This window comes from Burkholderia sp. BE17 (assembly GCF_009362305.1).
Lineage (GTDB): Bacteria > Pseudomonadota > Gammaproteobacteria > Burkholderiales > Burkholderiaceae > Burkholderia > Burkholderia pyrrocinia_C.
Genome location: NZ_WHNU01000017.1, coordinates 131,186 through 153,967 on the forward strand (window position 1 = coordinate 131,186; position 22,782 = coordinate 153,967).

The window sequence follows — 22,782 nt, forward strand, 5'->3', positions numbered from 1 at the left end:
TTCAGCGCAAGGGAACGACCATGCAGGATGTGACACTGAACAACGGGATGAAGATGCCGATCGTCGGCTACGGCGTCTTTCAGATTGCCGACGAGGCGGAATGCGAACGCTGCGTCGTCGATGCGGTACAGGCAGGCTACCGCCTGATCGACACCGCCGCGTCCTACAAGAACGAGCAGGCTGTCGGGCGCGGCCTCAAGCGTTGCGGGGTACCGCGCGACCAGTTGTTCGTCACCAGCAAGCTGTGGGTCGAGGACGCGGGCTACGAACGGGCTTGCGTGGCCATCGACAAGTCGCTGAAGCGTCTGGGCCTCGACTACCTCGATCTGTTCCTGATCCATCAACCGTTCTCGGACGTTCACGGCGCGTGGAGAGCGATGGAGGAAGCGCTTCGCGCCGGCAAGCTGCGCGCGATCGGCCTGAGCAACTTCCACCCGGATCGCCTGATGGACATCGCGTGTTTCAACGAGGTGACGCCAGCGGTCAACCAGATCGAAGTCAACCCCTTTCACCAGCAGCACGAAAGCGTCGATTTCATGCGGGGGCTAGGCGTTCAGCCTGAGGCCTGGGCGCCTTTCGCCGAAGGGCGCAACAACCTGTTCGACAACGCGCAACTCGTGGCGATTGCGCAGCGCCACGGCAAGACCGTGGGACAAGTCGTGCTGCGCTGGGTGGTACAGCGTGGAATCGTCGCGCTGGCGAAATCCGTGCGAAAGGAGCGAATGCTCGAAAACCTGGCCGTCTTCGACTTCGAATTGTCCGCGGAAGACATGCAGGCCATCGCAACGCTTGAGACCGGCACGAGCAGCTTCTTCTCCCATCGCGATCCGGCGATCGTGACGTGGATGAGCGAACGAAAGCTCGGCCTCTGATGCGCAATCGGGGGCGGCGTCCGATCGGTCAATCGGGCCGCCCCGTCGCCGAAAGCAGTAACGCGCATGCGTCGGGTTCGCTGCGCCCGGTCGTCACGCCTTGAGGCTCGTCAACCTCGCTACGGTGCTCATCGTGTCACCGCCCGGGAATCCTGCCCGGCCCAGGTCTTGCCCGCTCGGGCGAAATCGGAAATTTTCAGAGGGACGGTATCCGCCTTGGCACTCGAGCGCGTCTTCCGGGCGGCGCCCAGGATCGGCCCCAGGTGTTCATAAAAACACTCGAGCTGTCGTGCATCGGACGCCAATCGCTCGAGATCGAGCGCCTTCTCGAGAACCATCCGCGCAATATGAAAGCGCTGAAGCCCGCGCCGCACGCGAACCTGAAAGACCACTCCATCGCTGTTGTGCGGCACTCCTGCCCAGACAAGCGAATCGCTGTCCATGAAGCCTCCGAAGAATCACAATCGTCACATCAATATGCCAGTCGGATCTCACGCTGCATATCGATATTTCAAAATGTTGTGCCGCTCGGCGCATCGGTATTTTCACGGCAACCTGAATGCCGATAGACTGAACTCGCGCCTTCGATGTCGTTGCCCCGCAGTCGCCCCATGACGGAAAAGCACGCGATGACGACTTCTTCACCACCACCGAGCCAGATGCCCCCGCCCTCCACGTATTCGAACAAGGCGAGGGTTGGCATCGGGGCATCACGGTTCCTCGCTCCATGGGAAGCGGCTTCAAACTGATCACATTCAGCGAGCACATCTTTTCCGCTAAAAAACACTGCGCAACACGATGGCGATCGCGCGTTGGCCTCCATGGTGGCAAGTGACGGGAACCGAGCGTTTCCGGCAGTTGCACGCTCCTTGAGTTTTCACATCCAGATGCAATACTCCTATCACCCTCCGATGCGAGACCACTCAACGCGCACCATGACAGACTCCGCCACTTGTCTGACATACCCGGTCGTCTGCGACGATCTGAGCCTGTCGTTCTCTGCGTATGGCACCGGTTGGGGGTACGTTGCAATCAAGCTCCCGGCGAACATCATTCGAGAAAAGCTCGGCGCAAACACGGCGACACCCGAGCAGTTGCTCACCGCATTTGAGAGTAATCGCGAGAAGATCGCTGTCGCGGTCAATCGGCATGCATTGCCGAACGACGGCCGGCACATCCAGCTCGACAAATCAGACTTCTAGATCAGAACCGGCGTGCAGGCATGCCGACCTAGACAGAAGGTGATACATGAACATCCGGATCCTGGTTCCCTGCGTCCTCGCTCTTGTTGCCATCGCCGCTCAAGCTGCCGATATCACCGGCGCCGGGAGCACTTTTGCAACACCGATCTACACAAAATGGGCAGAGGCGTACAGGAAGACGGGCGGCGGCAAGGTCAACTACCAGGGTATCGGTTCGTCGGGCGGCCTGAAGCAGATCGTCGCGAAGACGATCGATTTTGCCGGTTCGGACGCGCCGCTGAAGGATGACGAGCTCGCGAAGGAAGACCTGTTCCAGTTCCCGACGGTGATCGGCGGCGTGGTGCCGGTCGTCAACGTGCCGGGCGTGAAGGCCGGTGAACTGACGCTGTCGGGCCCGGTGCTCGGCGACATCTACCTCGGCAAGATCAAGAAGTGGAACGATCCGGCGATCGCCGCGCTGAACCCGAAGGTCAAGCTGCCGGATACGGACATCGCCGTCGTTCGCCGTGCCGACGGCTCGGGCACGAGCTTCATCTGGACGAACTACCTGTCGAAGGTCAGCGACGAGTGGAAGTCGAAGATCGGCGAAGGCACGACGGTCAACTGGCCGACGGGCACGGGCGGCAAGGGCAACGACGGCGTCGCGGCCTTCGTGCAGCGCCTGCCGGGCGCGATCGGCTACGTCGAGTGGGCGTACGCGAAGAAGAACAACATGACCTACACCGCGCTGAAGAACTCGACGGGCACGGCGGTCGAGCCGAAGACGGAAACGTTCAAGGCCGCTGCCGCCGGCGCGAACTGGTCGAAGTCGTTCTACCAGATCCTGACGAACCAGCCGGGCAAGGAAGCATGGCCGGTCGTCGGCGCGACGTTCGTGCTGCTGCACGCGAAGCAGGACAAGCCGGAACAGGGCAAGGAAGCGCTGAAGTTCTTCGACTGGGCATTCCGCAACGGCAACCAGGCTGCCACGGATCTCGACTACATCTCGCTTCCGGATCCGGTCGTGGCCGAAATCCGCAAGCAATGGAAGGCAAAGATCAAGGACGCCTCCGGGAAAGCGCTGGTGGATTGAGAGCGTTGGGTGGAACGCGATATCGATCGCATATGTCTGAACACTCGCCCCACCGATGTACCTGCAAACTTCAGAGTCAAATCAATCCCGACACCAGAGATAAAACCCGGAATCCAGCGAGTGCGTGTTGCAAACACGCCGACCGTCAGTCGGATGACGCTGGCAACTCATTTCCCTGCGCGGCACCGCATTGATGGCAATGCGGGAAGAAGAAGAAATTCCGGCCACCGCATTCGCATACATTGAAGAGCCTCAATCCGCAATGCACGCAGAACGTGGAGTCGTCGCCACCGAGATTCCATTGTTTGTCGCATGACGGGCAGCGCTTTTTTTCGAGTGAGCGAACGGCCTTTTCGTATCCGATCGTGCGTGCACGCTCTCCCTGATCCTGCTGCAATTCGAGCCGCTTACGTTCGGCATAGCGCTGAAAGGCCTTCATCATGTAAAGGCCGGCGAATACCGTGAGCGCAATGCCGACCAGGACCCGGACATAGCCGCCGAAATTCGGCAAGTACGGAACCAGTTCGATGAAAAACGCGCTCAGTGCAAACAGGCCGAAACCATATACGAAAGGCCAGTAGCGCGCCTTGCCGTAGCGTATGAACAGCCAGATCGCGACCAGCAGTATCGGTAACGTCAGTGCAAGCCGCAGTCCGAACACTTGCAACTCGTAATGCCGGGTCGCCTTGTCGAAGCGCCGTTCGGCTGCAGCGTCCGCTTCGGCGATTTGCGTGTCCACTTGAGTCTGCTGCAATGCCAGCGCCCGTTGCTGGTCGCGGATCGCATCGATCTGATGCTGCCAGTTGATCACCACTGCCTGGAGCGTATCCAGCTTGCGGGTTCTCGCCAGAATGTCCGGGTCTCTCGCACTGTCTCCCGTCACCGAGCGGGTTGCCAGCCAGTTGCGGAAACTTTCTTTCTCGGCCGCGTACTCCTTCGCGGCGCGTCCGCGCGCCACCTCCATTGTGTCGGCCTTCTCGGCGAGCGTGTCGTGCTGCGTCTGCAGATTGCGCCGCGCTGCGTCCAGTCGCGCTTTCGCCGGAGCATCCGCGAATTGCTCGATGACGGGCGGCCCGCCCCTCGGGGCGAACGCCATGTCGCGGATCACGAGACTGCCGAGCATGTTCAGAAAGACGGCGAAGATGATCGCAATCACCCATGAGGCGAGTCGCAGGAGCCGCGCTGGGCTGGTCAGGCCGTCGCTGGAAGTCATCATTGTTTTGCCTTGGTTGGAATGGTTATATCGGTGTTCAATCCAGGCCTTTTCGATTGTGTCGGTATTGCCGCTACGCTTCGCCCAGAAACGGACGACACGCGAACTTGCGGATCATCGCGAACCTCGGCAATTGAAGGATATCGCAAGTTCAAATACCCACCACCGCCCCTGCGCTGCCCTTGAACTACTTCCAAACCGCCACGGTAACCGTGGCGCCAACGTTGTCCGGTCGCCGCGATCTGCGTCGCGACGAACGCGCGGATCTGCAAAGGGATCGAACCCATCCAGTGATTGAATGTTCCGAACACATGTTTGACGGTACCGCGTCGTATCGTCAGGACGTCGAACTGGCGGTCCAGCCTTTGCTGCATCGCCTCAAGCACCCCTTCGTGCTCCCACCGCCGGGCTGATCGGCAACCGCAATTTCGATTTGGTAGACTGCGCGGCTCGATCCTTGACCTTCTCGCCGAGTTTATGGCTACTGCACCGTCGGACAACGCCACTTCCGAATTCATTCCGGCCGACGTAAGGCAGACCGTCGTCACCCAGACATTGCCATCCGCGCAGATCGGTATCAGTCGGCTGAAGTCGGCGCGGAGAAATATGGGCCGGACCGCGCCCTATGACCTCGAAGACGCCGATCTCATCGTGTTGCAATTGCGCGCTTTCGGCGAACAGGACTTGTGGCTCGACGGACGAGCTGCCCGCTTCGTCCCCTACAAGGCAGGGACCGTGACGATTCACGACCTCGACCGCAGGTGGGTGGCGGATCTGAAGGGGGCGTTCGACTGCCTCCATTTCCATCTGCCTCGCCGAACGCTGGAGGAGACGGCCGATGAAATCGGCGGCCGGCGACGACCGCAGCTTTATTTGCCGCCGCACTTGAGTGCAACCGACCCGGTTGTCCATCACCTCGGACAAGCGTTGCTACCCGCGCTGGCGCGGCCCGAATATGCGTCGCAACTCTTCATCGACCATGTCGCGCTCGCGTTCCAGGCGCATATCGCGCATCAGTACGGCGGCATCGGCGAGCAGCGGGAAAGGCAGACCGGCAAACTCACGCCGTGGCAGGAACGTCAGGCAAAAGGACTTCTGTTCGAACACCTCAACGGAAAAATTTCGCTTGTCGATGTGGCGAAAGCCTGCGGCCTGTCTCGCGGTCATTTCCTCAAGGCCTTTCATCAGACCACCGGGCTGCCGCCGCATCGCTGGCTGATCAATCAACGCGTCGAGCTGGCAAAAAAGTACATGCGCACGTCCGCCATGCCGCTGAACATGATCTCGGATCTGTGTGGCTTTGCGGACCAGAGCCACTTCACGCGGACATTCATGCGCCTGACCGGCGTCACACCCAGTCAATGGCGCGCGGACAACCGTTGATCGAGCACCGCGGTGCTACTGCGCTGCTTTGCGGGATCGTCAGGATATGAGGCAACAGGAAACGACGTTCAGACCGGCAGCGGGTTTGTCCTGATTGAGGCAACAGCCCGCGCCAACTCCCTCGCAAAACGACTGTCAGTGCCCGGAAATTCAGCAGTATCTTCGGGCCATGGTTTAGAGCATCGGAAGATACCCTGCACTGGAAGCTACGCCTCAATATCTGCTTAGGGCATCCGCTCCGATCGATCGCATTGCGGCATCGGCTGCATCGCACTACTGCCGCGCCGCAGTTGCTGTGTCCCGAGCCGCCTGCATTACGCACTCCACCGCGACAAACGCTGCTCTGTTCCGCTTCGCTCGTCCCGACGCGGCATTAATCTCGCGCACAATTTACCGATCGAACCAAAAGTTACTGTTCGTTTCAAAGATACCCAAATAGTAAGCTGAAGCGACGCTATTCTTCCGTCACCCACAATAACACCCATGGGGGGTGACAATGAATAAGCTCTTTAAAAGTGCCCTTTGCGCTGCATTCGTGCCTTTCGTTCTTGCCGGCTGCGGCGGCGGAGACGACGGCGGCAGCGGCAGCGTGCAGAACGGCACGCTGCACGTCGCGATGACCGATGCTCCGTCATGCGGCTTCGATCATGTGTTCGTCACCGTGTCGCAGGTGCGCGTGAATGCCAGCTCGAACGCGGGCGACAACGACGCGGGCTGGTCGACGATCACGCTGCCGACGCCGCAGAAGATCGACCTGCTGTCGCTGACCAACGGCGCGCTCGCCGATCTCGGCCAGACCGCGCTGCCGGCCGGCCAGTATCAGCAGGTTCGCCTCGTGCTCGCGCAGAACCAGGGCAACACGCTCGCGAACTCGGTCGTGCCGACGGGCGGCAACGAGCAGGCGCTCGCGACGCCGAGCGCGACGCAAAGCGGTTACAAGATCATCACGCCGTTCACGGTTCAGCCGAACACGCTCGTCGACCTCGTGCTCGATTTCAATGCGTGCAAGTCGATCGTGCAGCGCGGCAACGGCACCTATGCACTCAAGCCGGTCGTGACGGCGACGCCGACGGTCGTGAGCGGCGCGATTTCGGGCTACGTCGCGCAGGCCGAAGCGGGCGCGACGGTCTATGCCGAGCAAGGTGGCAAGGTCGTACGCGGCACGGTGGCCGATAGCTCCGGCAAGTTCGTGCTGTCGCCGCTGATCCAGAGCTCGACGCAGGGCAACTACGACGTCGTGATCGTGCAGAACAACGTCGCGTCGGGCGTCGTCCGCTCGGTGCCGGTTGTCGTGAACACGAGCACGGCGGTGTCGACGTCGAACGTGCCGATCGCGCTGCCTGGCTCGACGATGAGCACGGTCAGCGGCACGGTGACGGCGAGCGCGAACGCGCTGGTGCGCGCGCTGCAGACGATCGATGCAAACGCATACGAGATCACGTCGGTCAACGCAAACATGGATACGGGTGCGTACGCGCTGTCGGTGCCGACGGCCGCGCCGATCGTCGGCACGTACTCGGGTTCGCTGCCGGTCGCGCTGGCTGCCGCGCCGGCGGCGGCAGGCCAATACACGATCGAAGCGGACGCAGCGTCGGGGGCAACGCAATCGACGAACGTCAATGCAACGACGAGCCAGACGAACGTCAATTTCAGTTTCTGACGGTCCAATGGCATAACGGAAAGGGCCGAACGGCCCTTTCCCTTTAAACGGGAGAACGAAGTGAAAAAAGGGGTTATCGCACTGCTCGCTGCGGCGAGCATGATCGGTGCACTCAGCGGGTGCGTGGCTTACCTTCCCGGGCAGCCGGTAGTGGTCGCGCCGCAAGGCGGTCCGGGGAACGGTTTCTGTCCGCCCGGACAAGCGAAGAAAGGCAATTGCTGATGAAAGGCCCGCGCATCGCGGGCCTTGCTTTTACCGGCTACGCCGATAGGCTGGGCCGGAGCCGCTGGTAAACGCGGGCAGCCAAAGCAACTTCACGTCTGATCGATGACACCCCCGCTACCCGATACGCCTGCAAGCCACCCGCCAGTGATGCAGCAGTACATGCGCCTTTCGCGTTGCATGTGCGTCTGTCCAACAGTGTCGAACTCGATCTGAGCAAGGCCATCGCGACCGTACCGGATAACCTGCCCGAGACGCTGGCCGTCATTTAAGCGTATATGTCAACGTCCCATATCCCAGTTGATCGAAGCCGCCGCTGTTGGGACCGTAGTCGCCACCGCCGCCTTCCGGCGCAACCTTGCGGGCATAAGCCTCGACGTCCGGCGCCGAGAGCCCTTTGAGCACGATGTAATGGTTGTAGACGAGTGCCCAGATCGGGCGCCCGTCACCGCGCGACCCCGGCGAGATGACGGGCTGCGTGACGTCGCTGTTCGTGTATTGCGTGTAAGGCACGTCCTTCCCGAGGTTGTATCGGGCCGCGTATTCCGCTCCGCGCAGGAACCGGTTGTCGTCATATCCGTAAAGATCGTCCCCCTGGCTCCAGGCCATCTGGCAGAACGCCCCGAGCAGCGCGATATCGAGCATGGTATGCCCCTGGTCGCGCCCGCTTTCCTGCACCTGACCCAGCCCATCCGGATACAGCTTCCACACCACGTGTTCGATCGAACCGTTGCCGGCGCCATGCCTGAAATAGTCGACCGCTTCTGCATAGATGTCGTGACGGTCGGTCAGGACCCCGATTGCCAGCATGGATGCCATGTTTGCGAGATCCCAGTTGGCCCAGTAGTGGTCGATCTTTGCGCCGTTGTGCCGCACCAGGAAGTCGTGGTTCATGGGATAGAACACGTCCAGCATCATCGACTGGAAGCGCCGGAAATCGTCGGCGCGCCATAGTGGGGACGTGCGCAGGATTTCGCCGGCGTTCGCCAGCTGATAGCCGTAAATACCGGAAGCCAGGAACTTGTCGGAACTGCCACCGATCGTCGTCAGCGTGCGCGACCACGCATTCAGGACTTCTATCGCGTGTTGCGCGTATGCGTCGTCGCCGGTGATCTTCCACCGAAGTGCAAGCGCGTAGGCCGCGGCGGCATCGTTGAAGAGCGTGGCGTAATTCTCTGCGTGGTCGGGGTTGCGTCCGCGATAGATGGCCGGCTGCGGATTCGGCTTCCAGTCGAGCGACGCATGCCGGTTGGCAACCAGGCGTTGCCAGCCGTCGAACCACGGCTGTCGCCGCGCGGCGACGTTCACGCGCATGCGCGTGAAATCGCTCTCCGCATGCAGCAGGCCGGGGTGAACAAAAGGTGCGCCGGCCATGCGGGCGCCGGGCGCAGGCTTCGGCTGCGCGCCGGTGTGTGACTGATATGAACCGGTCACGTCGGTGTGGTGCTGCGTCGCGGCGATGCACCCGCCAAGCATCACGATGCCAAGAACGGGAATCGTGGCTGCTGCTCGCAAGGACAGACGAAATGCCATACGGCTCCGATGATGGTTGCGCCAGTCTTGCCGAGAAAGAACCAGCATGGATTCGAACAGGAACCGGCGTACGATGAACGGGCCGCCGGGAGAAAGCCGCTTTGCAACGTATGAACGGCCCTCGCGACGCTACGGTTGACAGTAAGCACGCCGTAAAGACTCGTCCATCATCCCGGGAAGACTCGTTCCGGTTCTGCGCATGCCGATCCAACAGGCGTCGCTTACGGACCGCATACGAACAAGCGGCGCTGAAGGCTCGAGTCGCGCTTAGCCGAGAAATCAGTCGAGTCAGGGAGCTCCGCACTTGCGCGGTGAGGTCGCTGGAAAACTTGAGCAGCCCAGGCAACTTTCCTCGGACACGTGAGCACCCGCCCCGCCGACGTACCTGCAACCGTCACTCCAATGACGCAGCAGGACTTGCGCGTTATCTGACAGGGCTCGGCGCACAAACCTACGCCAAGACCTACACTCGCCTTGTTAGGGATCGGCCGTTACCGACTGCGGATTCAACGTGTCGATGCAACACACTCGAGGCCGCACGGCAGCGAGAAATGTTGCAATGAAACGGAGGCGGCGGATCGACTATACAGACAGCCAGAAAGCGTCAATGCGGGCGCGCTGGCGCGCGGGCGAATCGCTGCAGCAGATCGCCCGGTAGTTCGATCGGAACCATTCCCCGGTACGACGGATTCCGGCCGAAACGGGCGGCATACAGCAGAAGAAACGGCGCCGTTCAAGATTGGCGCCGACCTTTGCCGAGCGGGAGGAGATCTCGCGCTCAGCTCTTGCTCGACGTCTTTGCGACAAACGGCGTGGGCGCATGTTGAACCTGTTCGCTTCCACATTTCGGGCATTGCGGGTGAGCGGTCTCATGCTCCGCGAGATGTTCAACATGTTCGAACGTCTCGCCACACTTCTCACAACGGTATTGGTAAGTCGGCATGGCATCCCTCCAGCACCAAGCTTGCACGTGTCGCCACGGACGAAGCCCGGACGGCGTGCGGCCCCCCCGATGAGGCATTGTAGTTCACGACATGTGCAGACACTAATCGTCCATGCCTGGCCGGCAGCCGCCCGCGCGCATGCTCGGAGTCTTCCGAGCCGCCGCTCCCTGCTCGCTACGCAGCAATCACGCAGTTTCGCCCCTGATGCTTGGCCTGATACAAGCGCTCGTCAGCCTTGCGCAGAATCGCGTCGATTGTCTCCCCGTCACGGCCAAACTCCGATATCCCGACGCTCACCGTGACCTCGATCGGTTTGCCGTCGCCAGTCTCGAATGGCGTGCCGGCGATCGCCGCGCGAATGCGCTCGCCGACCAAGCGGGCAGTATCCAGAGCGGCCTGCGGCAACAAAACCATGAACTCTTCGCCGCCCACCCGCGCCACGCCGTCGTACGGACGGATCGCGTCGAGGCATTTCTTTACGAAGCGCTGCAAGACCTGGTCGCCCGTCTGATGCCCGTAGCAATCGTTGATTGCCTTGAAGTGATCGAGGTCGAGTGCAAGCAGCGAGAACGGTGCGCCGTTACGTCTCGCGCGGGCAATTTCCACCTCGACGCGTTCGATGAACCGCCGCCGGTTGGCCGCGCCGGTCAGCGGATCGGTTGCGGCCATGTATTCGAGTTTCTCATTGGTTCGCTGCAGCTCCTGCAACGCACGTTCCGTGCGGGCCATCGCTTCGCGTAATCGCGCAAACAGCTCTTCCTGGCTGTAGATGGTCGAGAACGAGCGCGTTGTGTGGAATGCCTGCACGACACCGAAACTCAGCAGGAAAAAACCTCCGGCGAAGATCACATGCGCGAGCCACCACATATGGTTCCACGGGCGGCCGATGATGAATGCAAGCGATGACAGCGCGAACGACGCAACCGAGATGCCGTAGATCAGCATGAGCGGGGTGCGGATGCGCCGCAACACCAGCGCGACGACGTTGATCGTCGAAAAAGCCAGTGCACTGCCTTCCATCGACAGCCGAACCCACGGACTGCCGGCAACCGGCGAGTACGCGATCCAGGCCACAAGCAGATCGATCAGCACGAACAGCGCGATCCAGGTCACCCACGCCCGACGATCGACGCGGAAAGCCTCGTTGTCCGCTGACCGACTGTACGAGAGCTGTCCTACGAAGATCAGAATGGACATGACGAGGCGCGAGGCCGGCCCATACAACAGGAATAGCCAGATATTGTGGTGCGCCATGCCGGTGAAGACACCGTGCAATGCGTAGATCAGCGAAAAACCCAGAAAACCAAGCGTCAGCCAACGCAGCAGCGGCTCACCCGACAAGCGATAACAACGCCAGCATACGTAGGTGACGAACACACCTTCGAGCGTCGCGGCGGCGATCGCCAGTTCGTGGAAAGCGTGATTCTCGAATTTCAGCGAGGGGTCCTGAAAGAAATAGAGGTACGCGATCAGAATTGCCGGCACCAAAGCAAAGCCCGTGAGCAGCAGCCTGGCGTAAACCTTGGTTAGGAACTGGATCGAGGCGGCCGGCTCGTTCGCGGATGCGGCAATGCTCATCGTCTCCCCTCCGTAGTTCGTCAGATGAATCCAGTATATGCATAGCGACTTGCATTTGATACCGGCCGCGACACCGTAAAAATGGCGTGCAGTAAATAGATCGTTGGATTGAATCGGAACCGGGCTTACGACCGTTATCCGGGCGTTGCGAATGACGGTAATGGTCGGTGAAGCAACGTTCGTCGTCGCCGATCGAACGTCGGTTTACAGGATGGACCTGACGTGTGAGCGACCAGGCGGCGCGATTGGCGGGTGACTCTGCATGGCCGAACGCGGAAGTACGAGTCCGACCCGGCAGCGAGGTATTCGCACGATAGTCGAACTTCCGTAGCCGCCCCACTGGACCGCACGCAGAAAAAGATCTCGGCAAGATGTGCAGCTACGGTCAATGCAAAAACGTGGTCAGCAGACGGCCGCCGTCAGGTGGTCGCGGCGCTTCGATCTGTCGCGCCAGCGTTACGCGTGACGCGGTGTTTCAACGGGTGGCGTGCCCTCGTGGAATAGCGTTTTCAGCTGCGAACGCAGCTCCGGCGAATCGACATGCTTGTGAACCGTGACCGCATGCTGTACGGCCGCCTCGAGCAACTCGCTTTCGGAATCCGCGGATAGCGCAACCGAACAATTCATTTCGCTCGGGAATTCCCGGCAATCGATGTATTTGCGCGTCATGATGTCCTCCTCATACGACAGTAGCCATGGGTCTTGCGTGAATGAACGCGCGGGATGCCGCGCGACGTACATGGGGCACGATTGCGCCTCCTTATCGCGGACGAAATGGTTTTGAAAGTATAGGTCGCGTGCCATGAATTCGCGGTCACGCATCGATATTCACCGCGTTTCGCGTGCGTCGCCCGCACGACGTGCCGCGGGGGTGCCGCCTGCGGCCAGCAATGAAACAGGGATGTAATTAACGACCGACTACATGACCGGCGAAATCCGCGCACGAAGGTCCATTGGCTCGTACGTACCGCGCGGCCAATGCTGACCTAAAATGAAAAAATACGTCCGTTGGCGATGAGTTGATCGCAAAGGAAGGAGTGCGAACATGAGACGCCTTTATTTCCTCGTACCCGATACGCAGATGGCGAAGGCGATCGTCGATGACTTGCTGCGCGCGCGCATCATCTGGCGCCATATCCACGTCCTCGCCGATCACAGCGTCACGCTCGATCAGTTACCCGAAGCGTCTTTGCTGCAAAGCAGCGATGTCGTGCACGCGCTCGAGCGCGGCGTCGCGCTCGGCGGCGCGACGGGCGCGCTCATCGGCCTCACCGCGCTGGTGTTCCCCCCTGCGGAGCTCGTGATTGCGGGCGGCGCCGTCGTCGCCTTGACGCTGGCGGGAGCGGGCTTCGGGGCGTGGACGGCCGCGATGATCGGCATCGCCGAGCCGAACGCGCGACTCCAGCGATTTCGTGAAGCTATCCGGGAAGGCCAGATCCTGATCATGGCCGACGTGCCGGGATTACGAGAGCAGGAAATCGAAGAGATGGTCGCCCAGCATTTTCCGAAGGCGGATCTGGAAGGCGGCGAGCCTACGACACCGATCTTCCCCTGAAACTCGAAACCGGCATACCCAACGCGTGAGGCTGTCCCTGCATCGAGCGTGCCGGCTTCAGGCCGGTGCGAAATCGGCATACGTTCACGCAGGAGCATTGTCGGGGCACTTCCGCTGCCCCGGCACGCCGGTACAAAGGCCATTCCGTGACATCCCGTGCACTTTTGCGTTGCACCAAATCAGCCGCCCACAATCGCGGGCGCCACCCTCTCCGTTCGATGCCGCACCGACGCGCGCCGGCTGCCTGCCGACGCGCCGATGCCGAACTTCGAGCAGGACACCGTGGCGCCATGCAACGCGCAGGGTTTTTGTACCTTGCGTTGGCATCCGTATCTGCCATTCTGAATCGCATAAGGGACGTACTTTTGACGCGAGCGGCGCCTTCTGAACCTGAGTGCTGAAGCTGAACCGTCGGCAAGGAGGTCGTATGGAACTGAACATTCAATCACATCATTGGCAACGGCGTACGCCCGACTGGCTCGCCGCTGCCGTGGCCGGTCTTGCGGGCGGCGCCCTGGTGATCGTGCTCGAATTCTTCTGGTCGACCATGGTGCTCGACGAAAGCCCGTGGCAACCGACCCACAAGATCGCGGCGATGGTGATGGGCCGCAGTGCGCTCGAACAGATGTCGGTCTTCAGCTTCGGCATCGTGGGGACGGCGCTGCTGCTGCACTACGTGCTCGGCGCCATCATGGGGATGATGCTCGCCGCGATCATTGCGCCGTTCCGCTTCGATTCGAGTGTGGGCATGGAGGCTGTCATCGGGCTGGCCTTCGGGATCGTCGCGTATGTGTGGAACTTCTACGTGATGACAGCCGTGTTCCCATGGTTCGTCTCGGAGCGAGGTTCCGGACCCTTGCTGGCAAACCTGCTGTTCGGTGTGGTCACCGCCGTCGTCTACGGCACGCTTGAACGGCGCAAGCAGGACGCGATGCGCTGACGCGCCGTTTTTCCCGCCGCGCCGACAGGGTCTGTTCAGGTGTGCGACGCACGCACGTCGCACACCTGAACAGACCCGAAACACACGATGCCCTCGAGAAACAGCCGCGTTGGAAACCCATGCCGGAGCGGCCGTTTTGCACTGCATCGCGGCGAGTGACCGCTACATTCGCGCGATCCGCATAGGGGCGCGCCCCCCGTGGCGCTGCCTTGCACGATGCAGAGGAGAGGACTACCTTTGTTCTAGAGCCGCTTACAGCACTAGCGAATCGGTCCCGGCCGGACGTGCCGGCACAGACAGTTCGGAATGCGACAAGGCGGAACAACGACGACGCCACGCGCGTCGTCGTCGTATCGGCGGCTCCAGCGCGTGACACGCAGCGAGGCGGCTTATGGCCCTTGCGATTGCCCTGGTCCTGATCATCGTATTGGCGGTGGGGTTTCACTTTGCCAGTCCGTGGTGGATCACGCCGATCGCATCGAACTGGGTGCGCATGGACGACATGCTGACGATCACGATCGTCATCACCGGCGCGTTCTTCATCGCGATCAACCTGTTCATCGTGGTCGCACTGGTGCGCTATCGCCACCGCGGCGGGCATCGCGCGGCCTACGAGCCGCACAACAAGCGGCTGGAATGGTGGCTGATCGGCCTGACCTCGGTCGGCGTGGCGGCATTGCTGGCACCGGGTCTGTTCGTCTACGCGGACTACGTACGGCCGCCGCGCGGCGTGCTGCAGATGGAGGTGCTCGGCCAGCAGTGGCAGTGGCGCTTCCGCTTTGCCGGCCCCGGCGGCAAGCTGGGCACGACGGACGTGCGCTACATCAGCAACGACAATCCCTTCGGCCTGAACCCCGCCGACCCCAACGGCCGCGACAACTACCTGATCGAGACGCCCGAGGTACACCTGCCGCTCAACCGGCCGATCCAGGTCCTGACGCGCTCGCGCGACGTGCTGCACGACTTCTACGTACCGCCGTTCCGTGCGCGCATGAACATGGTGCCCGGCATGGTGACCACCTTCTGGTTCACGCCGACCAAGGCGGGGCGTTACGACATCCTGTGCGCGCAGCTTTGCGGTACGGGGCACTCCAGCATGCGCGGCGTGGTGGTGGTGGAAGACGAAGCATCGTTCTCGCGCTGGCTGGCACGGCAGAGCACGTTCGCGCAGCGGCAGCAGGCCGCGGTGCAGGCAGCTGCCGCCGCTGCGGGCGGCAGCGCCCACGCGCTTGCCGACCAGGGCAAGACGCTGGCGGCGGCCAAGGGCTGCATCGCCTGCCATACCGTGGACGGCAGCCCGCGCGTGGGCCCCACCTGGAAGGGCCTGTACGGCAAGACCGAAACGATGGCCGACGGCAGCACCGCGAAGGTGGACGAAGCCTATCTGCGCGCCTTCATCCGCGACCCGAAGGCCCGCGTCGTGAAGGGCTTCTCACCCATCATGCCGACCTTCGACCTGAGCGAGCAGGAGCTGACCGCGCTGGTGGCCTACATCCAATCGCTGGGCGGCCCGGCCGCCGGCAGCGCAACGAATCCCTAGCGAATCCCCGGCGGAGCAAACGCAATGACCTACGCGCACACCGACCACGCACCGCAAAGCTTCTGGACCCGCTATGTCTGGAGCCAGGACCACAAGGTCATCGCCGTGCAGTATTCGCTGACGGCCATCGCCATCGGCCTGGTCGGCCTCGTATTGTCGGACCTGATGCGCTTGCAGCTCGGCTTTCCGGGCAAGTTCAGTTTCATCGACGCCAACCACTACTACCAGTTCGTCACCATGCACGGGATGATCATGGTGATCTACCTGCTGACGGCGCTGTTTCTGGGCGGCTTCGGCAACTACCTGATCCCGCTGATGCTGGGCGCGCGCGACATGGTGTTCCCGTTTCTCAACATGCTGAGCTACTGGGTCTACCTGCTGGCCGTGCTGGTGCTGGCGGCGAGCTTCTTCGTGCCGGGCGGGCCGACCGGCGCGGGCTGGACGCTGTATCCGCCGCAAGCCATCCTGCCGGGCACGCCGGGCGTGGAATGGGGCATCGTGCTGATGCTCGTGTCGCTGGCGATCTTCATCGTCGCGGCAACGATGGGCGGCCTGAATTACGTCACCACCACGCTGCAGGCGCGCACGCGCGGCATGACGCTGATGCGCATGCCGCTCACGGTATGGGGCATCTTCATCGCGACCATCATGGCGCTGCTGGCGTTTCCGGCGCTGTTCGTGTCGGCGGTGATGATGCTGCTCGACCGGACGCTCGGCACCAGTTTCTTCATACCGGCCGTGGTGTCGATGGGGCAGACGCTCAAGCATGCCGGCGGCAGCCCGCTGCTGTTCCAGCACCTGTTCTGGTTCTTCGGGCATCCGGAGGTCTACATCGTCGCGCTGCCGGCCTTCGGCATCGCGTCGGACCTCATCAGCACGCACGCGCGCAAGAGCATCTTCGGCTACCGGATGATGGTGTGGGCCATCGTCATCATCGGCGCGCTGAGCTTCGTGGTCTGGGCGCACCACATGTTCATCGCCGGCATGAACCCGTACTTCGGCTTCTTCTTTGCGACGACCACGCTGATCATCGCCGTCCCGACCGCCCTCAAGGTCTACAACTGGGTGCTGACGCTGTGGCGCGGCGATATCCACCTGACCGTGCCGATGCTGTTTGCCATCGGCTTCATCAGCACCTTCGTGCTGGGCGGGCTGACCGGGCTCTATCTCGGCAACGTGAGCGTGGACATTCCGCTGTCGAACACGTACTTCGTGGTCGCGCACTTCCATATGGTGATGGCCGTGTCGCCGATCCTGGTGGTGTTCGGCGGCATCTATCACTGGTATCCGAAGGTGACGGGCCGCATGCTGAACGACACGCTCGGGCGCGCGCACTTCTGGATCACCTTCGTCGGCACCTATGCGATCTACTTCCCGATGCACTATCTCGGCATCCTGGGCATGCCGCGGCGGTATTACGCGTACGAGGGCTACAGCTTCATTCCACCCTCGGCGCAGACGCTCAACACGTTCATCACCGTCGTCGCGCTGATCGTCGCGGTGGCGCAGTTGCTGTTCCTGTACAACCTCGCGTGGAGCCTCGTGCGCGGCAAGCGCGCCGACGGCAACCCGTGGCGGGCCACCACGCTGGAATGGCAGACGCCTCAAACGCCGCCGGTGCACGGCAACTGGGGCGCCGCGCCGCCCGTCGTCTACCGCTGGGCGTACGAATACAGTCCGCCGGGGCAAGAGGAAGACTTCATCCCGCAAAACCAGCCGCCGGCGATCGCGCCTGAACCGGCCCACCCGACGCTTCAACCCGGCGAGGCACGCGAATGACCACACTGCCCCACCCCTTCGCGCCCGACGCGCCGCCCGTGTCGCCGAATGCGAGCCGCGTCGGCCTGATCGTCTTCATGGCGGTGGCGACGACCTTGTTTTCGCTGCTGCTGCTCGCGTATGCCATGCGCATGCGCGAACCCGACTGGCAGCCGATCCCGCATCCGGCGCTGCTGTGGTGGAACACCGGCGCACTGGTGCTGGCCAGCCTTGCGATGCAGCGCGCCCGGCAGCTGACCTTGCATCGCGTGGCGTGGCTGGTGTCCGGCGGTGTGCTGGCGGCCGTGTTCGTGATCGGGCAACTGACCGCCTGGCGCATGCTGTCGGCGGCCGGTCAGACCGTCACCGTCAATCCTTCGAACAGCTTCCTCTACCTGCTCACCGGCCTGCACGGATTGCATGTGCTGGGCGGGCTGGCGGCCTGGGCCGTGACGATTGCGCTGCTGCGGTGCGCGGACCCGTTCCGGGCCCAGCGCGCCATCGCGCTGTGCGCCCTCTACTGGCATTTCCTGCTGGCTGTCTGGCTCGTGCTGCTGGCGGCGATGTGGTGGCTCACGCCCGGGTTCGTCGCCGCCATCTGCGGGCCGTTGTATGGAGCCGCGCCATGACCTCGCCCACGCTCCCCACCGAATCCGCCGCCACCCCGCCCGCCGACGCCGGGCCCGACGGCTGGCGCGGCATCGTCACGGACTGGTCGGCCGACCGCGAAGCCTTCAAGGTGCCGTGGGGCAAGGCGATGATGTGGATCTTCCTGCTGTCGGACACCTTCGTCTTCAGCAGCTTCCTGATCGGCTACATGACGGTGCGCATGTCGACCACGGTGCCGTGGCCCAACCCGTCCAAGGTGTTCGGGCTCACCGTGGGCGGCGTGGATGTGCCGTTGCTGCTGATTGCCATCATGACGTTCACGCTGATCAGCAGCAGCGGCACCATGGCGATGGGCGTCAACTTCGGCTACCGGCGCGACGCGAAGCGCGCCGCCGCACTGCTGCTGGCAACCGCGCTGCTGGGCGCGACCTTCGTGTCGATGCAGGCGTTCGAATGGACCAAGCTGATCGTCCATGAAGGCATCCGCCCGTGGGGCAACCCGCTGGGCGCGGCGCAATTTGGCGCATGCTTCTTCATGATCACCGGGTTCCACGGCTTTCACGTGACCTGCGGCGTGATCTACCTGCTGCTGGTCGCACGCAAGATCCTGCGGCCGGGCTTCAGCGAGCACGGCAACTTCCAGATCGTCGAGATTGCCGGCTTGTACTGGCACTTCGTCGACCTGGTGTGGGTGTTCATCTTCGCGCTGTTCTATTTGTGGTGAGGGATGCCATGGACCATACCGATCCCGCCGAACGACCCGACGCCGCGCACGGCCAGCAGCATCCGATCGGCATCTACCTGAAAATCTGGGGCCTGCTGTTCGTCCTGAGCACGTTGTCGTACCTGGTGGACTACTTCAACGTGCAGGGCCTGCTGCGCTGGGTGCTGATCGTCGTGCTCATGATCGCCAAGGCCGGGCTGATCGTGTCGATCTTCATGCACATGATGTGGGAGCGGCTGGCGCTGGTGTACGCGATCCTGATACCGCCCCTGTGCCTGCTGGTGCTGATGGTGCTGATGGCTGCCGAAGCGCATCACACGTTCGGCATGCGGGAACTCTTCTTCCACTGATCCCTCCGCCACCCGGTCGTCATGTAACGAGCGTTTCGCAGATGAAGGAGGACGCGATGAAATTTTCACGCCGACGTTTCATTTCAACCACCACCGTTCTGGCATCCGCGCTGGCATTCGGACGCCACGCGGCGGCGGCGGATACCGGTATCGTTCAGGAATCCGATGCAAATGCGCAGGCCCTCGGTTACAAGGCGGATGCAAGCCGGGTCGACCATGCGAAGTTCCCTCAATTCCAGGCGGGCCAGGCTTGTGCGAACTGCCAGTTCTTCCAGGGCAAGACCGGCGTCGCGATGGCGCCGTGCACCATTTTCGGCGGCAAGCAGGTCAATGCCAAAGGCTGGTGCAGCGCCTATGCGAAAAAGGCGTAGCAGGAACGGCGCGGCCGATTCACATGGGCGGCCGCGGCCATAACCGTCACTCGAAAGCTTCTCCCCGAGAATGATCGACCGGTGGCCGCGGGCGCAACTGAATGAGGCGCTCCGCGCGCTTTCCTCAACCGATGGAAAGCGCCGCGCTCTTTGCCGCCGGGGGGGCGCCACGCAGCGACAAGGTGCACCGACACTCCCCGTCGGCAGCTGCAATGACACGCCCACCGCATCATTGCGCCTGTCGGTCCGGCCGCGCGGACTCGGCCTCAGGTACCCGGCGGCACATTGAACGCGAGCGTTCCGGGAACCAGGCGGAAATCGGCATACGCGAACGGGCCGTCGGGAAGGTGCCACACCGCCTGGGCAGCGGTCGGCAATCGGCGACCGTCGACCATCGTCCATCCCGCGACGGGTGTGCTCCAACGCGCACGCATCAATTGCCTGGGTTGCTCGGGGTTGTAGCAAAACCGGTCCGCGGTGCTGAAATCAGTCGGGGCTCCGCTCGCATCGACAAAGACTCGCGCACTGACTGTTCGTTCATGGTCCGTCAATGTCAGGTCAAAGGATTCACTGTCGACGGGGGACCACGCAATCTCGGGCACGAGCAGCATCGATGGCGCAACCAGCACGGCGTCATTCAGGTAGGTCACCAGTTCACCGATGTCGTACTCCGTACCCGTTCCATCTGCGAGCGTGAACAGGTCGAACAGCTTGATGAGCATGCGGCCGCGGCCTTCTACGTATGTATCCCGCGCAACGACCGGCAGCATGCCGCCGAGCAGGATGCGTATCTGGAAGATGCGCGCCCGCGCCGGACGACTGTTGTACTGCCATGCTTCGCACTTCATCCAGGGTTGCCGGGGCTTGGTGCGGAATTTGCCGGTGAAACCGAGACGGAACGACCAGTCCTGTGCGCGTCCCACTATTCCCATGAACCGTAGATAGCGTTGCGCCGGCTCCGGCAAACCCGCGATCCGGGCGTCGGTGACGAGATCGACCGGCCCCGGCCCCACCGGCAATCCAGCCGACGCCACCTCTCTCAAGAACCGTCCGCGCACGCTCATCTCCTTTGATACGCCGCATCATTGCCTGCCGCCGCCGTGTTGACAGCCAGACTGACCGGATCATGATAAACGGGCCTGGCGACAACGACGCGGAACGTCGGATGCGGCGGTTCGAGGGTGATGTCGACCCGATTTCATGCACGACTTTGTGGAGACGACAGATGGACGAAGACATCAGACTAAAGATCCTGGCGCTGCTGGATCAGCACCGGATCATGACGGTTGCCACGCTCAGGCCGGATGGGTGGCCACAGGCAACGACGGTGGGCTATGCGAACGAAGGCCTCACGCTTTATTTCCTCTGTGGGCTGGATAGCCAGAAGGCGGGAAATCTGGCGAAAGACGATCGGGTGTCGCTGACAATCGACCACGACACGCCGCAAGTGATGGAGATCGCCGGACTGTCGATGGCCGCGCACGCACAAGTCGTGGTCGATCCGAAGGAAGCGGAAAAGGCGTTGCACTTGCTCATGCTGAAGTACCCCGAGCAGGCCTCCATGCCGCTGCCGATGCCGACCCCGGCGGATGTCCGCATATTCCGCGTGACGCCGACGGTGATCTCCGTCCTCGACTACTCCAGGGGCTTCGGACATACCGATCTCGTCACTTGCTAGGTGTGTGTCCCGCGGCAAGCGAGAGTGCCGCGGGCGACCGAGACTTTCGCCGGATGTAACCTTTTAAAGCCGCCTTCGGGCGACACATCCTCCGCGGCAGCATGCCACAAGCGCATACAGCTACAAGTCGACATTTGGAACGGGCAAATGCCGGCCGGCGGATCGGCTTATGGAAGAGGCATACGACACCGCTCTCCCGCTATTGGATCTGGTGCGACGCGAATTGCGACTTTCGAGGTACAGCGATCGCACTTGTACGATCGCTACTTGTCATTGTGCGGGGCGATCGCTGCGTGTGATCAGGTTTCCCTTTAGCGCTGCGCTCATCGGCATTTCAAGATTCGCGCCGCGTGGTGGAATCGGCGATTCGAACCACTTTGCGTACAGGCGCGTGAATTCGCCGCTCGTCATGAGCCGGGTCAGGGTGCCGTCGACGAGCCGCTTGAACGCCGGATCATCCTTTCTCACCATACAAGCATACGGCTCGACCTGCAGCGCGTCGCCGACGACTTCCCATGTGTTCGGGTCGCTAGCGTTTGCTCGTAGCCCGTAAAGCAGAACATCGTCGAGTGCGAGCGCCGCCGCTCTGTCGTCCGCGACACCCTGCAGGGCTTCAGCATAGTCCTTTGTCAGCATTACTTCGGCATCGATATGCTGCAGCTCGAGTTGGCGGCGTAAGGTCTTTTCGTTGGTGCTGCCTCCGACTGTCACGACGACTTTGCGTGCGAGATCGGCATAGCCGCCGATGTGCGACGCTCGTTTCGCCATCAGTCGCGTGCCAGCGTAGAAGTAGTTGATTGAGAACGCAACGTCCTTGCCGCGAGCCGATGTATTTGTCGTCGATCCGCACTCCAGGTCATAGGTGCCGTTGACAAGCAGGGGTATTCGGTTTTGCCCGGTAACAGGCATGTAAGCAACCCGTAGATCCGGCCTTCGTAGTACTTTGCGGACATCATCGACGATCGCTTCGGTTACGTCCATCGAAAAGCCGACCGCCTTATGCGGCGTCAGCAGATAGCTGAAGGGTATCGCAGCTTCCCGATACGAAACGACGATCTGATTGGTTCGGGCAATCTTGTCTAATGTCTGCGCGTGAGCGGCCGTCAACGCAGCGTGCCCGACCAACAATGCGGCGAGCGCGGCAAAGGATCGATGCATCATGATGCCTCCCTGTTCACGACATATGAGCCCGGCGGTACATTCTTCGACTTGCGAGTCGGATTTTGGTCCGAATCGAACGGCGCACTGGAGCGCGTATAGCGTGTGGCCGACCACCGTGCCGCCACTGTAAGACGAGTTGCTCGCACACGATTGATTCAGGTCAACCGGTCGTGCCCTCGGGCAACTGGCCGAAAGCCGAACTTCGCGCTCGCACGTCAGGCCCGCTGATAAACTCGGCAAGGCAACTTTTACCGGTCGCGCGAGCACCCAAACCCACCGCCGTACCTGCGAACGTCACTCCGATGATGCAGCACCATCCGTGCAGCAATCCTGACGTGAGCCGAAATCACGCGCCGAGCGATCATTTACGCATCGGATAGTGCGGCGACCGACTACGGACGAGGCACTCTGCTGCAG

General features: G+C 62.1%; 23 protein-coding genes and 3 pseudogenes. 16 read left to right on the forward strand and 10 right to left on the reverse strand.

Annotated features, from left to right (window positions below):
• Positions 1-20: 20 nt before the first annotated feature.
• Positions 21-872 (forward strand): aldo/keto reductase, encoded by an 852-nt coding sequence (locus GD429_RS16720; protein ID WP_152858072.1) that lies wholly within the window; start codon positions 21-23, stop codon positions 870-872.
• Positions 873-1,000: 128 nt separating this feature from the next.
• Here GD429_RS16720 and GD429_RS16725 read toward each other — a convergent pair whose 3' ends face one another.
• Positions 1,001-1,315: a hypothetical protein gene (locus GD429_RS16725; RefSeq protein WP_152858007.1), complete on the reverse strand. Its 315-nt coding sequence runs from the start codon at positions 1,313-1,315 to the stop codon at positions 1,001-1,003.
• Positions 1,316-1,383: 68 nt separating this feature from the next.
• Positions 1,384-1,575, reverse strand: coding sequence for a hypothetical protein (locus tag GD429_RS16730; RefSeq protein WP_152858009.1), 192 nt, complete (start codon positions 1,573-1,575; stop codon positions 1,384-1,386).
• Positions 1,576-1,807: 232 nt separating this feature from the next.
• Between GD429_RS16730 and GD429_RS16735 the strand changes: the two genes are divergently transcribed.
• Positions 1,808-2,074, forward strand: a complete 267-nt coding sequence (locus tag GD429_RS16735; RefSeq protein ID WP_152858011.1) for a hypothetical protein — start codon at positions 1,808-1,810, stop codon at positions 2,072-2,074.
• 46 nt (positions 2,075-2,120) lie between these two features.
• Positions 2,121-3,146 carry a phosphate ABC transporter substrate-binding protein PstS gene (pstS, locus tag GD429_RS16740; protein WP_152858013.1) on the forward strand — a complete coding sequence of 342 codons (1,026 nt, stop codon included), beginning with the start codon at positions 2,121-2,123 and terminating at the stop codon, positions 3,144-3,146.
• Positions 3,147-3,291: 145 nt separating this feature from the next.
• Here pstS and GD429_RS16745 read toward each other — a convergent pair whose 3' ends face one another.
• A complete protein-coding gene (locus tag GD429_RS16745; protein ID WP_193727119.1) occupies positions 3,292-4,359 on the reverse strand; it encodes a hypothetical protein in 1,068 nt (355 codons plus the stop codon).
• Between the two features lie 236 nt (positions 4,360-4,595).
• Positions 4,596-4,775: pseudogene (locus GD429_RS42055) on the reverse strand (IS5/IS1182 family transposase); the annotation flags it as partial.
• Positions 4,776-4,836: 61 nt separating this feature from the next.
• Between GD429_RS42055 and GD429_RS16755 the strand changes: the two are divergent.
• Positions 4,837-5,742, forward strand: coding sequence for a helix-turn-helix transcriptional regulator (locus tag GD429_RS16755; RefSeq protein WP_152858019.1), 906 nt, complete (start codon positions 4,837-4,839; stop codon positions 5,740-5,742).
• A gap of 496 nt (positions 5,743-6,238) precedes the next feature.
• Complete coding sequence (locus GD429_RS16760) at positions 6,239-7,402, forward strand: DUF4382 domain-containing protein (protein ID WP_152858021.1); 1,164 nt, start codon at positions 6,239-6,241, stop codon at positions 7,400-7,402.
• A gap of 486 nt (positions 7,403-7,888) precedes the next feature.
• Here the strand turns inward: GD429_RS16760 and GD429_RS16770 are convergent, their stop codons facing one another.
• On the reverse strand, positions 7,889-9,157 hold the full coding sequence (locus GD429_RS16770; RefSeq protein WP_227791665.1) for an alginate lyase family protein: 1,269 nt from the start codon (positions 9,155-9,157) through the stop codon (positions 7,889-7,891).
• A 559-nt stretch (positions 9,158-9,716) separates the two neighbouring features.
• On the opposite strand from GD429_RS16770, the pseudogene GD429_RS41100 reads away from it, so the two are divergent.
• Positions 9,717-9,947: pseudogene (locus GD429_RS41100) on the forward strand (IS30 family transposase); the annotation flags it as partial.
• Here GD429_RS41100 and GD429_RS16780 read toward each other — a convergent pair.
• The 3 genes from GD429_RS16780 to GD429_RS16790 all read right to left on the reverse strand — a co-directional run bounded on the left by GD429_RS16780 (position 9,936) and on the right by GD429_RS16790 (position 12,348).
• Complete coding sequence (locus GD429_RS16780) at positions 9,936-10,100, reverse strand: FmdB family zinc ribbon protein (protein ID WP_034182361.1); 165 nt, start codon at positions 10,098-10,100, stop codon at positions 9,936-9,938. The pseudogene GD429_RS41100 and the gene GD429_RS16780 overlap by 12 nt on opposite strands.
• Before the next feature lie 175 nt (positions 10,101-10,275).
• Positions 10,276-11,679, reverse strand: coding sequence for a GGDEF domain-containing protein (locus GD429_RS16785; RefSeq protein WP_152858023.1), 1,404 nt, complete (start codon positions 11,677-11,679; stop codon positions 10,276-10,278).
• 456 nt (positions 11,680-12,135) lie between these two features.
• Complete coding sequence (locus GD429_RS16790; protein WP_152858078.1) at positions 12,136-12,348, reverse strand: DUF1059 domain-containing protein; 213 nt, start codon at positions 12,346-12,348, stop codon at positions 12,136-12,138.
• Between the two features lie 376 nt (positions 12,349-12,724).
• On the opposite strand from GD429_RS16790, the gene GD429_RS16795 reads away from it, so the two are divergent.
• The 9 genes and pseudogenes from GD429_RS16795 (at position 12,725) to GD429_RS16835 (ending at position 19,526) form a co-directional block, all read left to right on the forward strand.
• Entirely contained in the window at positions 12,725-13,234 is a 510-nt protein-coding gene (locus GD429_RS16795; protein ID WP_152858025.1) for a DUF1269 domain-containing protein, read from the forward strand.
• A gap of 246 nt (positions 13,235-13,480) precedes the next feature.
• Positions 13,481-13,579, forward strand: a pseudogene (locus GD429_RS42060) (DUF3293 domain-containing protein); the annotation flags it as partial.
• Positions 13,580-13,661: 82 nt separating this feature from the next.
• Complete coding sequence (locus GD429_RS16805) at positions 13,662-14,174, forward strand: hypothetical protein (RefSeq protein WP_152858027.1); 513 nt, start codon at positions 13,662-13,664, stop codon at positions 14,172-14,174.
• Positions 14,175-14,565: 391 nt separating this feature from the next.
• On the forward strand, positions 14,566-15,714 hold the full coding sequence (locus GD429_RS16810) for a c-type cytochrome (RefSeq protein WP_152858028.1): 1,149 nt from the start codon (positions 14,566-14,568) through the stop codon (positions 15,712-15,714).
• Between the two features lie 24 nt (positions 15,715-15,738).
• Positions 15,739-17,493, forward strand: a complete 1,755-nt coding sequence (gene ctaD, locus GD429_RS16815) for a cytochrome c oxidase subunit I (RefSeq protein WP_152858030.1) — start codon at positions 15,739-15,741, stop codon at positions 17,491-17,493.
• Entirely contained in the window at positions 17,490-18,101 is a 612-nt protein-coding gene (locus GD429_RS16820) for a cytochrome c oxidase subunit 3 (protein WP_152858032.1), read from the forward strand. The genes ctaD and GD429_RS16820 overlap by 4 nt, the downstream gene beginning before the upstream one ends.
• Positions 18,098-18,805 (forward strand): heme-copper oxidase subunit III family protein, encoded by a 708-nt coding sequence (locus GD429_RS16825; RefSeq protein WP_152858034.1) that lies wholly within the window; start codon positions 18,098-18,100, stop codon positions 18,803-18,805. The genes GD429_RS16820 and GD429_RS16825 overlap by 4 nt, the downstream gene beginning before the upstream one ends.
• A gap of 8 nt (positions 18,806-18,813) precedes the next feature.
• Complete coding sequence (locus tag GD429_RS16830; protein ID WP_152858036.1) at positions 18,814-19,155, forward strand: cytochrome C oxidase subunit IV family protein; 342 nt, start codon at positions 18,814-18,816, stop codon at positions 19,153-19,155.
• Positions 19,156-19,211: 56 nt separating this feature from the next.
• On the forward strand, positions 19,212-19,526 hold the full coding sequence (locus GD429_RS16835; RefSeq protein WP_152858079.1) for a high-potential iron-sulfur protein: 315 nt from the start codon (positions 19,212-19,214) through the stop codon (positions 19,524-19,526).
• A 266-nt stretch (positions 19,527-19,792) separates the two neighbouring features.
• On the opposite strand, the gene GD429_RS16840 is transcribed toward GD429_RS16835, so the two are convergent.
• A complete protein-coding gene (locus tag GD429_RS16840; protein ID WP_152858038.1) occupies positions 19,793-20,584 on the reverse strand; it encodes a DUF6544 family protein in 792 nt (263 codons plus the stop codon).
• Positions 20,585-20,751: 167 nt separating this feature from the next.
• Between GD429_RS16840 and GD429_RS16845 the strand changes: the two genes are divergently transcribed.
• Positions 20,752-21,204 carry a pyridoxamine 5'-phosphate oxidase family protein gene (locus GD429_RS16845; protein ID WP_152858040.1) on the forward strand — a complete coding sequence of 151 codons (453 nt, stop codon included), beginning with the start codon at positions 20,752-20,754 and terminating at the stop codon, positions 21,202-21,204.
• Between the two features lie 270 nt (positions 21,205-21,474).
• On the opposite strand, the gene GD429_RS16850 is transcribed toward GD429_RS16845, so the two are convergent.
• On the reverse strand, positions 21,475-22,365 hold the full coding sequence (locus tag GD429_RS16850) for a transporter substrate-binding domain-containing protein (RefSeq protein WP_152858042.1): 891 nt from the start codon (positions 22,363-22,365) through the stop codon (positions 21,475-21,477).
• Positions 22,366-22,782: the final 417 nt, after the last annotated feature.

Excerpts from the sequence above, each read along its gene's own strand:
- GD429_RS16785 (WP_152858023.1), bottom strand. The coding sequence starts at position 11,679 with ATGAGCATTGCCGCATCCGCGAACGAGCCGGCCGCCTCGATCCAGTTC.
- GD429_RS16730 (WP_152858009.1), bottom strand. The coding sequence starts at position 1,575 with ATGCCAACCCTCGCCTTGTTCGAATACGTGGAGGGCGGGGGCATCTGG.
- GD429_RS16820 (WP_152858032.1), top strand. The coding sequence starts at position 17,490 with ATGACCACACTGCCCCACCCCTTCGCGCCCGACGCGCCGCCCGTGTCG.
- GD429_RS16825 (WP_152858034.1), top strand. The coding sequence starts at position 18,098 with ATGACCTCGCCCACGCTCCCCACCGAATCCGCCGCCACCCCGCCCGCC.
- ctaD (WP_152858030.1), top strand. The coding sequence starts at position 15,739 with ATGACCTACGCGCACACCGACCACGCACCGCAAAGCTTCTGGACCCGC.
- GD429_RS16735 (WP_152858011.1), top strand. The coding sequence starts at position 1,808 with ATGACAGACTCCGCCACTTGTCTGACATACCCGGTCGTCTGCGACGAT.
- GD429_RS16845 (WP_152858040.1), top strand. The coding sequence starts at position 20,752 with ATGGACGAAGACATCAGACTAAAGATCCTGGCGCTGCTGGATCAGCAC.
- GD429_RS16835 (WP_152858079.1), top strand. The coding sequence starts at position 19,212 with ATGAAATTTTCACGCCGACGTTTCATTTCAACCACCACCGTTCTGGCA.
- GD429_RS16790 (WP_152858078.1), bottom strand. The coding sequence starts at position 12,348 with ATGACGCGCAAATACATCGATTGCCGGGAATTCCCGAGCGAAATGAAT.
- GD429_RS16795 (WP_152858025.1), top strand. The coding sequence starts at position 12,725 with ATGAGACGCCTTTATTTCCTCGTACCCGATACGCAGATGGCGAAGGCG.
- GD429_RS16770 (WP_227791665.1), bottom strand. The coding sequence starts at position 9,157 with ATGGCATTTCGTCTGTCCTTGCGAGCAGCAGCCACGATTCCCGTTCTT.
- GD429_RS16780 (WP_034182361.1), bottom strand. The coding sequence starts at position 10,100 with ATGCCGACTTACCAATACCGTTGTGAGAAGTGTGGCGAGACGTTCGAA.
- GD429_RS16720 (WP_152858072.1), top strand. The coding sequence starts at position 21 with ATGCAGGATGTGACACTGAACAACGGGATGAAGATGCCGATCGTCGGC.
- GD429_RS16810 (WP_152858028.1), top strand. The coding sequence starts at position 14,566 with ATGGCCCTTGCGATTGCCCTGGTCCTGATCATCGTATTGGCGGTGGGG.
- GD429_RS16805 (WP_152858027.1), top strand. The coding sequence starts at position 13,662 with ATGGAACTGAACATTCAATCACATCATTGGCAACGGCGTACGCCCGAC.
- GD429_RS16830 (WP_152858036.1), top strand. The coding sequence starts at position 18,814 with ATGGACCATACCGATCCCGCCGAACGACCCGACGCCGCGCACGGCCAG.
- GD429_RS16760 (WP_152858021.1), top strand. The coding sequence starts at position 6,239 with ATGAATAAGCTCTTTAAAAGTGCCCTTTGCGCTGCATTCGTGCCTTTC.
- GD429_RS16850 (WP_152858042.1), bottom strand. The coding sequence starts at position 22,365 with ATGATGCATCGATCCTTTGCCGCGCTCGCCGCATTGTTGGTCGGGCAC.
- pstS (WP_152858013.1), top strand. The coding sequence starts at position 2,121 with ATGAACATCCGGATCCTGGTTCCCTGCGTCCTCGCTCTTGTTGCCATC.
- GD429_RS16725 (WP_152858007.1), bottom strand. The coding sequence starts at position 1,315 with ATGGACAGCGATTCGCTTGTCTGGGCAGGAGTGCCGCACAACAGCGAT.
- GD429_RS16755 (WP_152858019.1), top strand. The coding sequence starts at position 4,837 with ATGGCTACTGCACCGTCGGACAACGCCACTTCCGAATTCATTCCGGCC.
- GD429_RS16745 (WP_193727119.1), bottom strand. The coding sequence starts at position 4,359 with ATGACTTCCAGCGACGGCCTGACCAGCCCAGCGCGGCTCCTGCGACTC.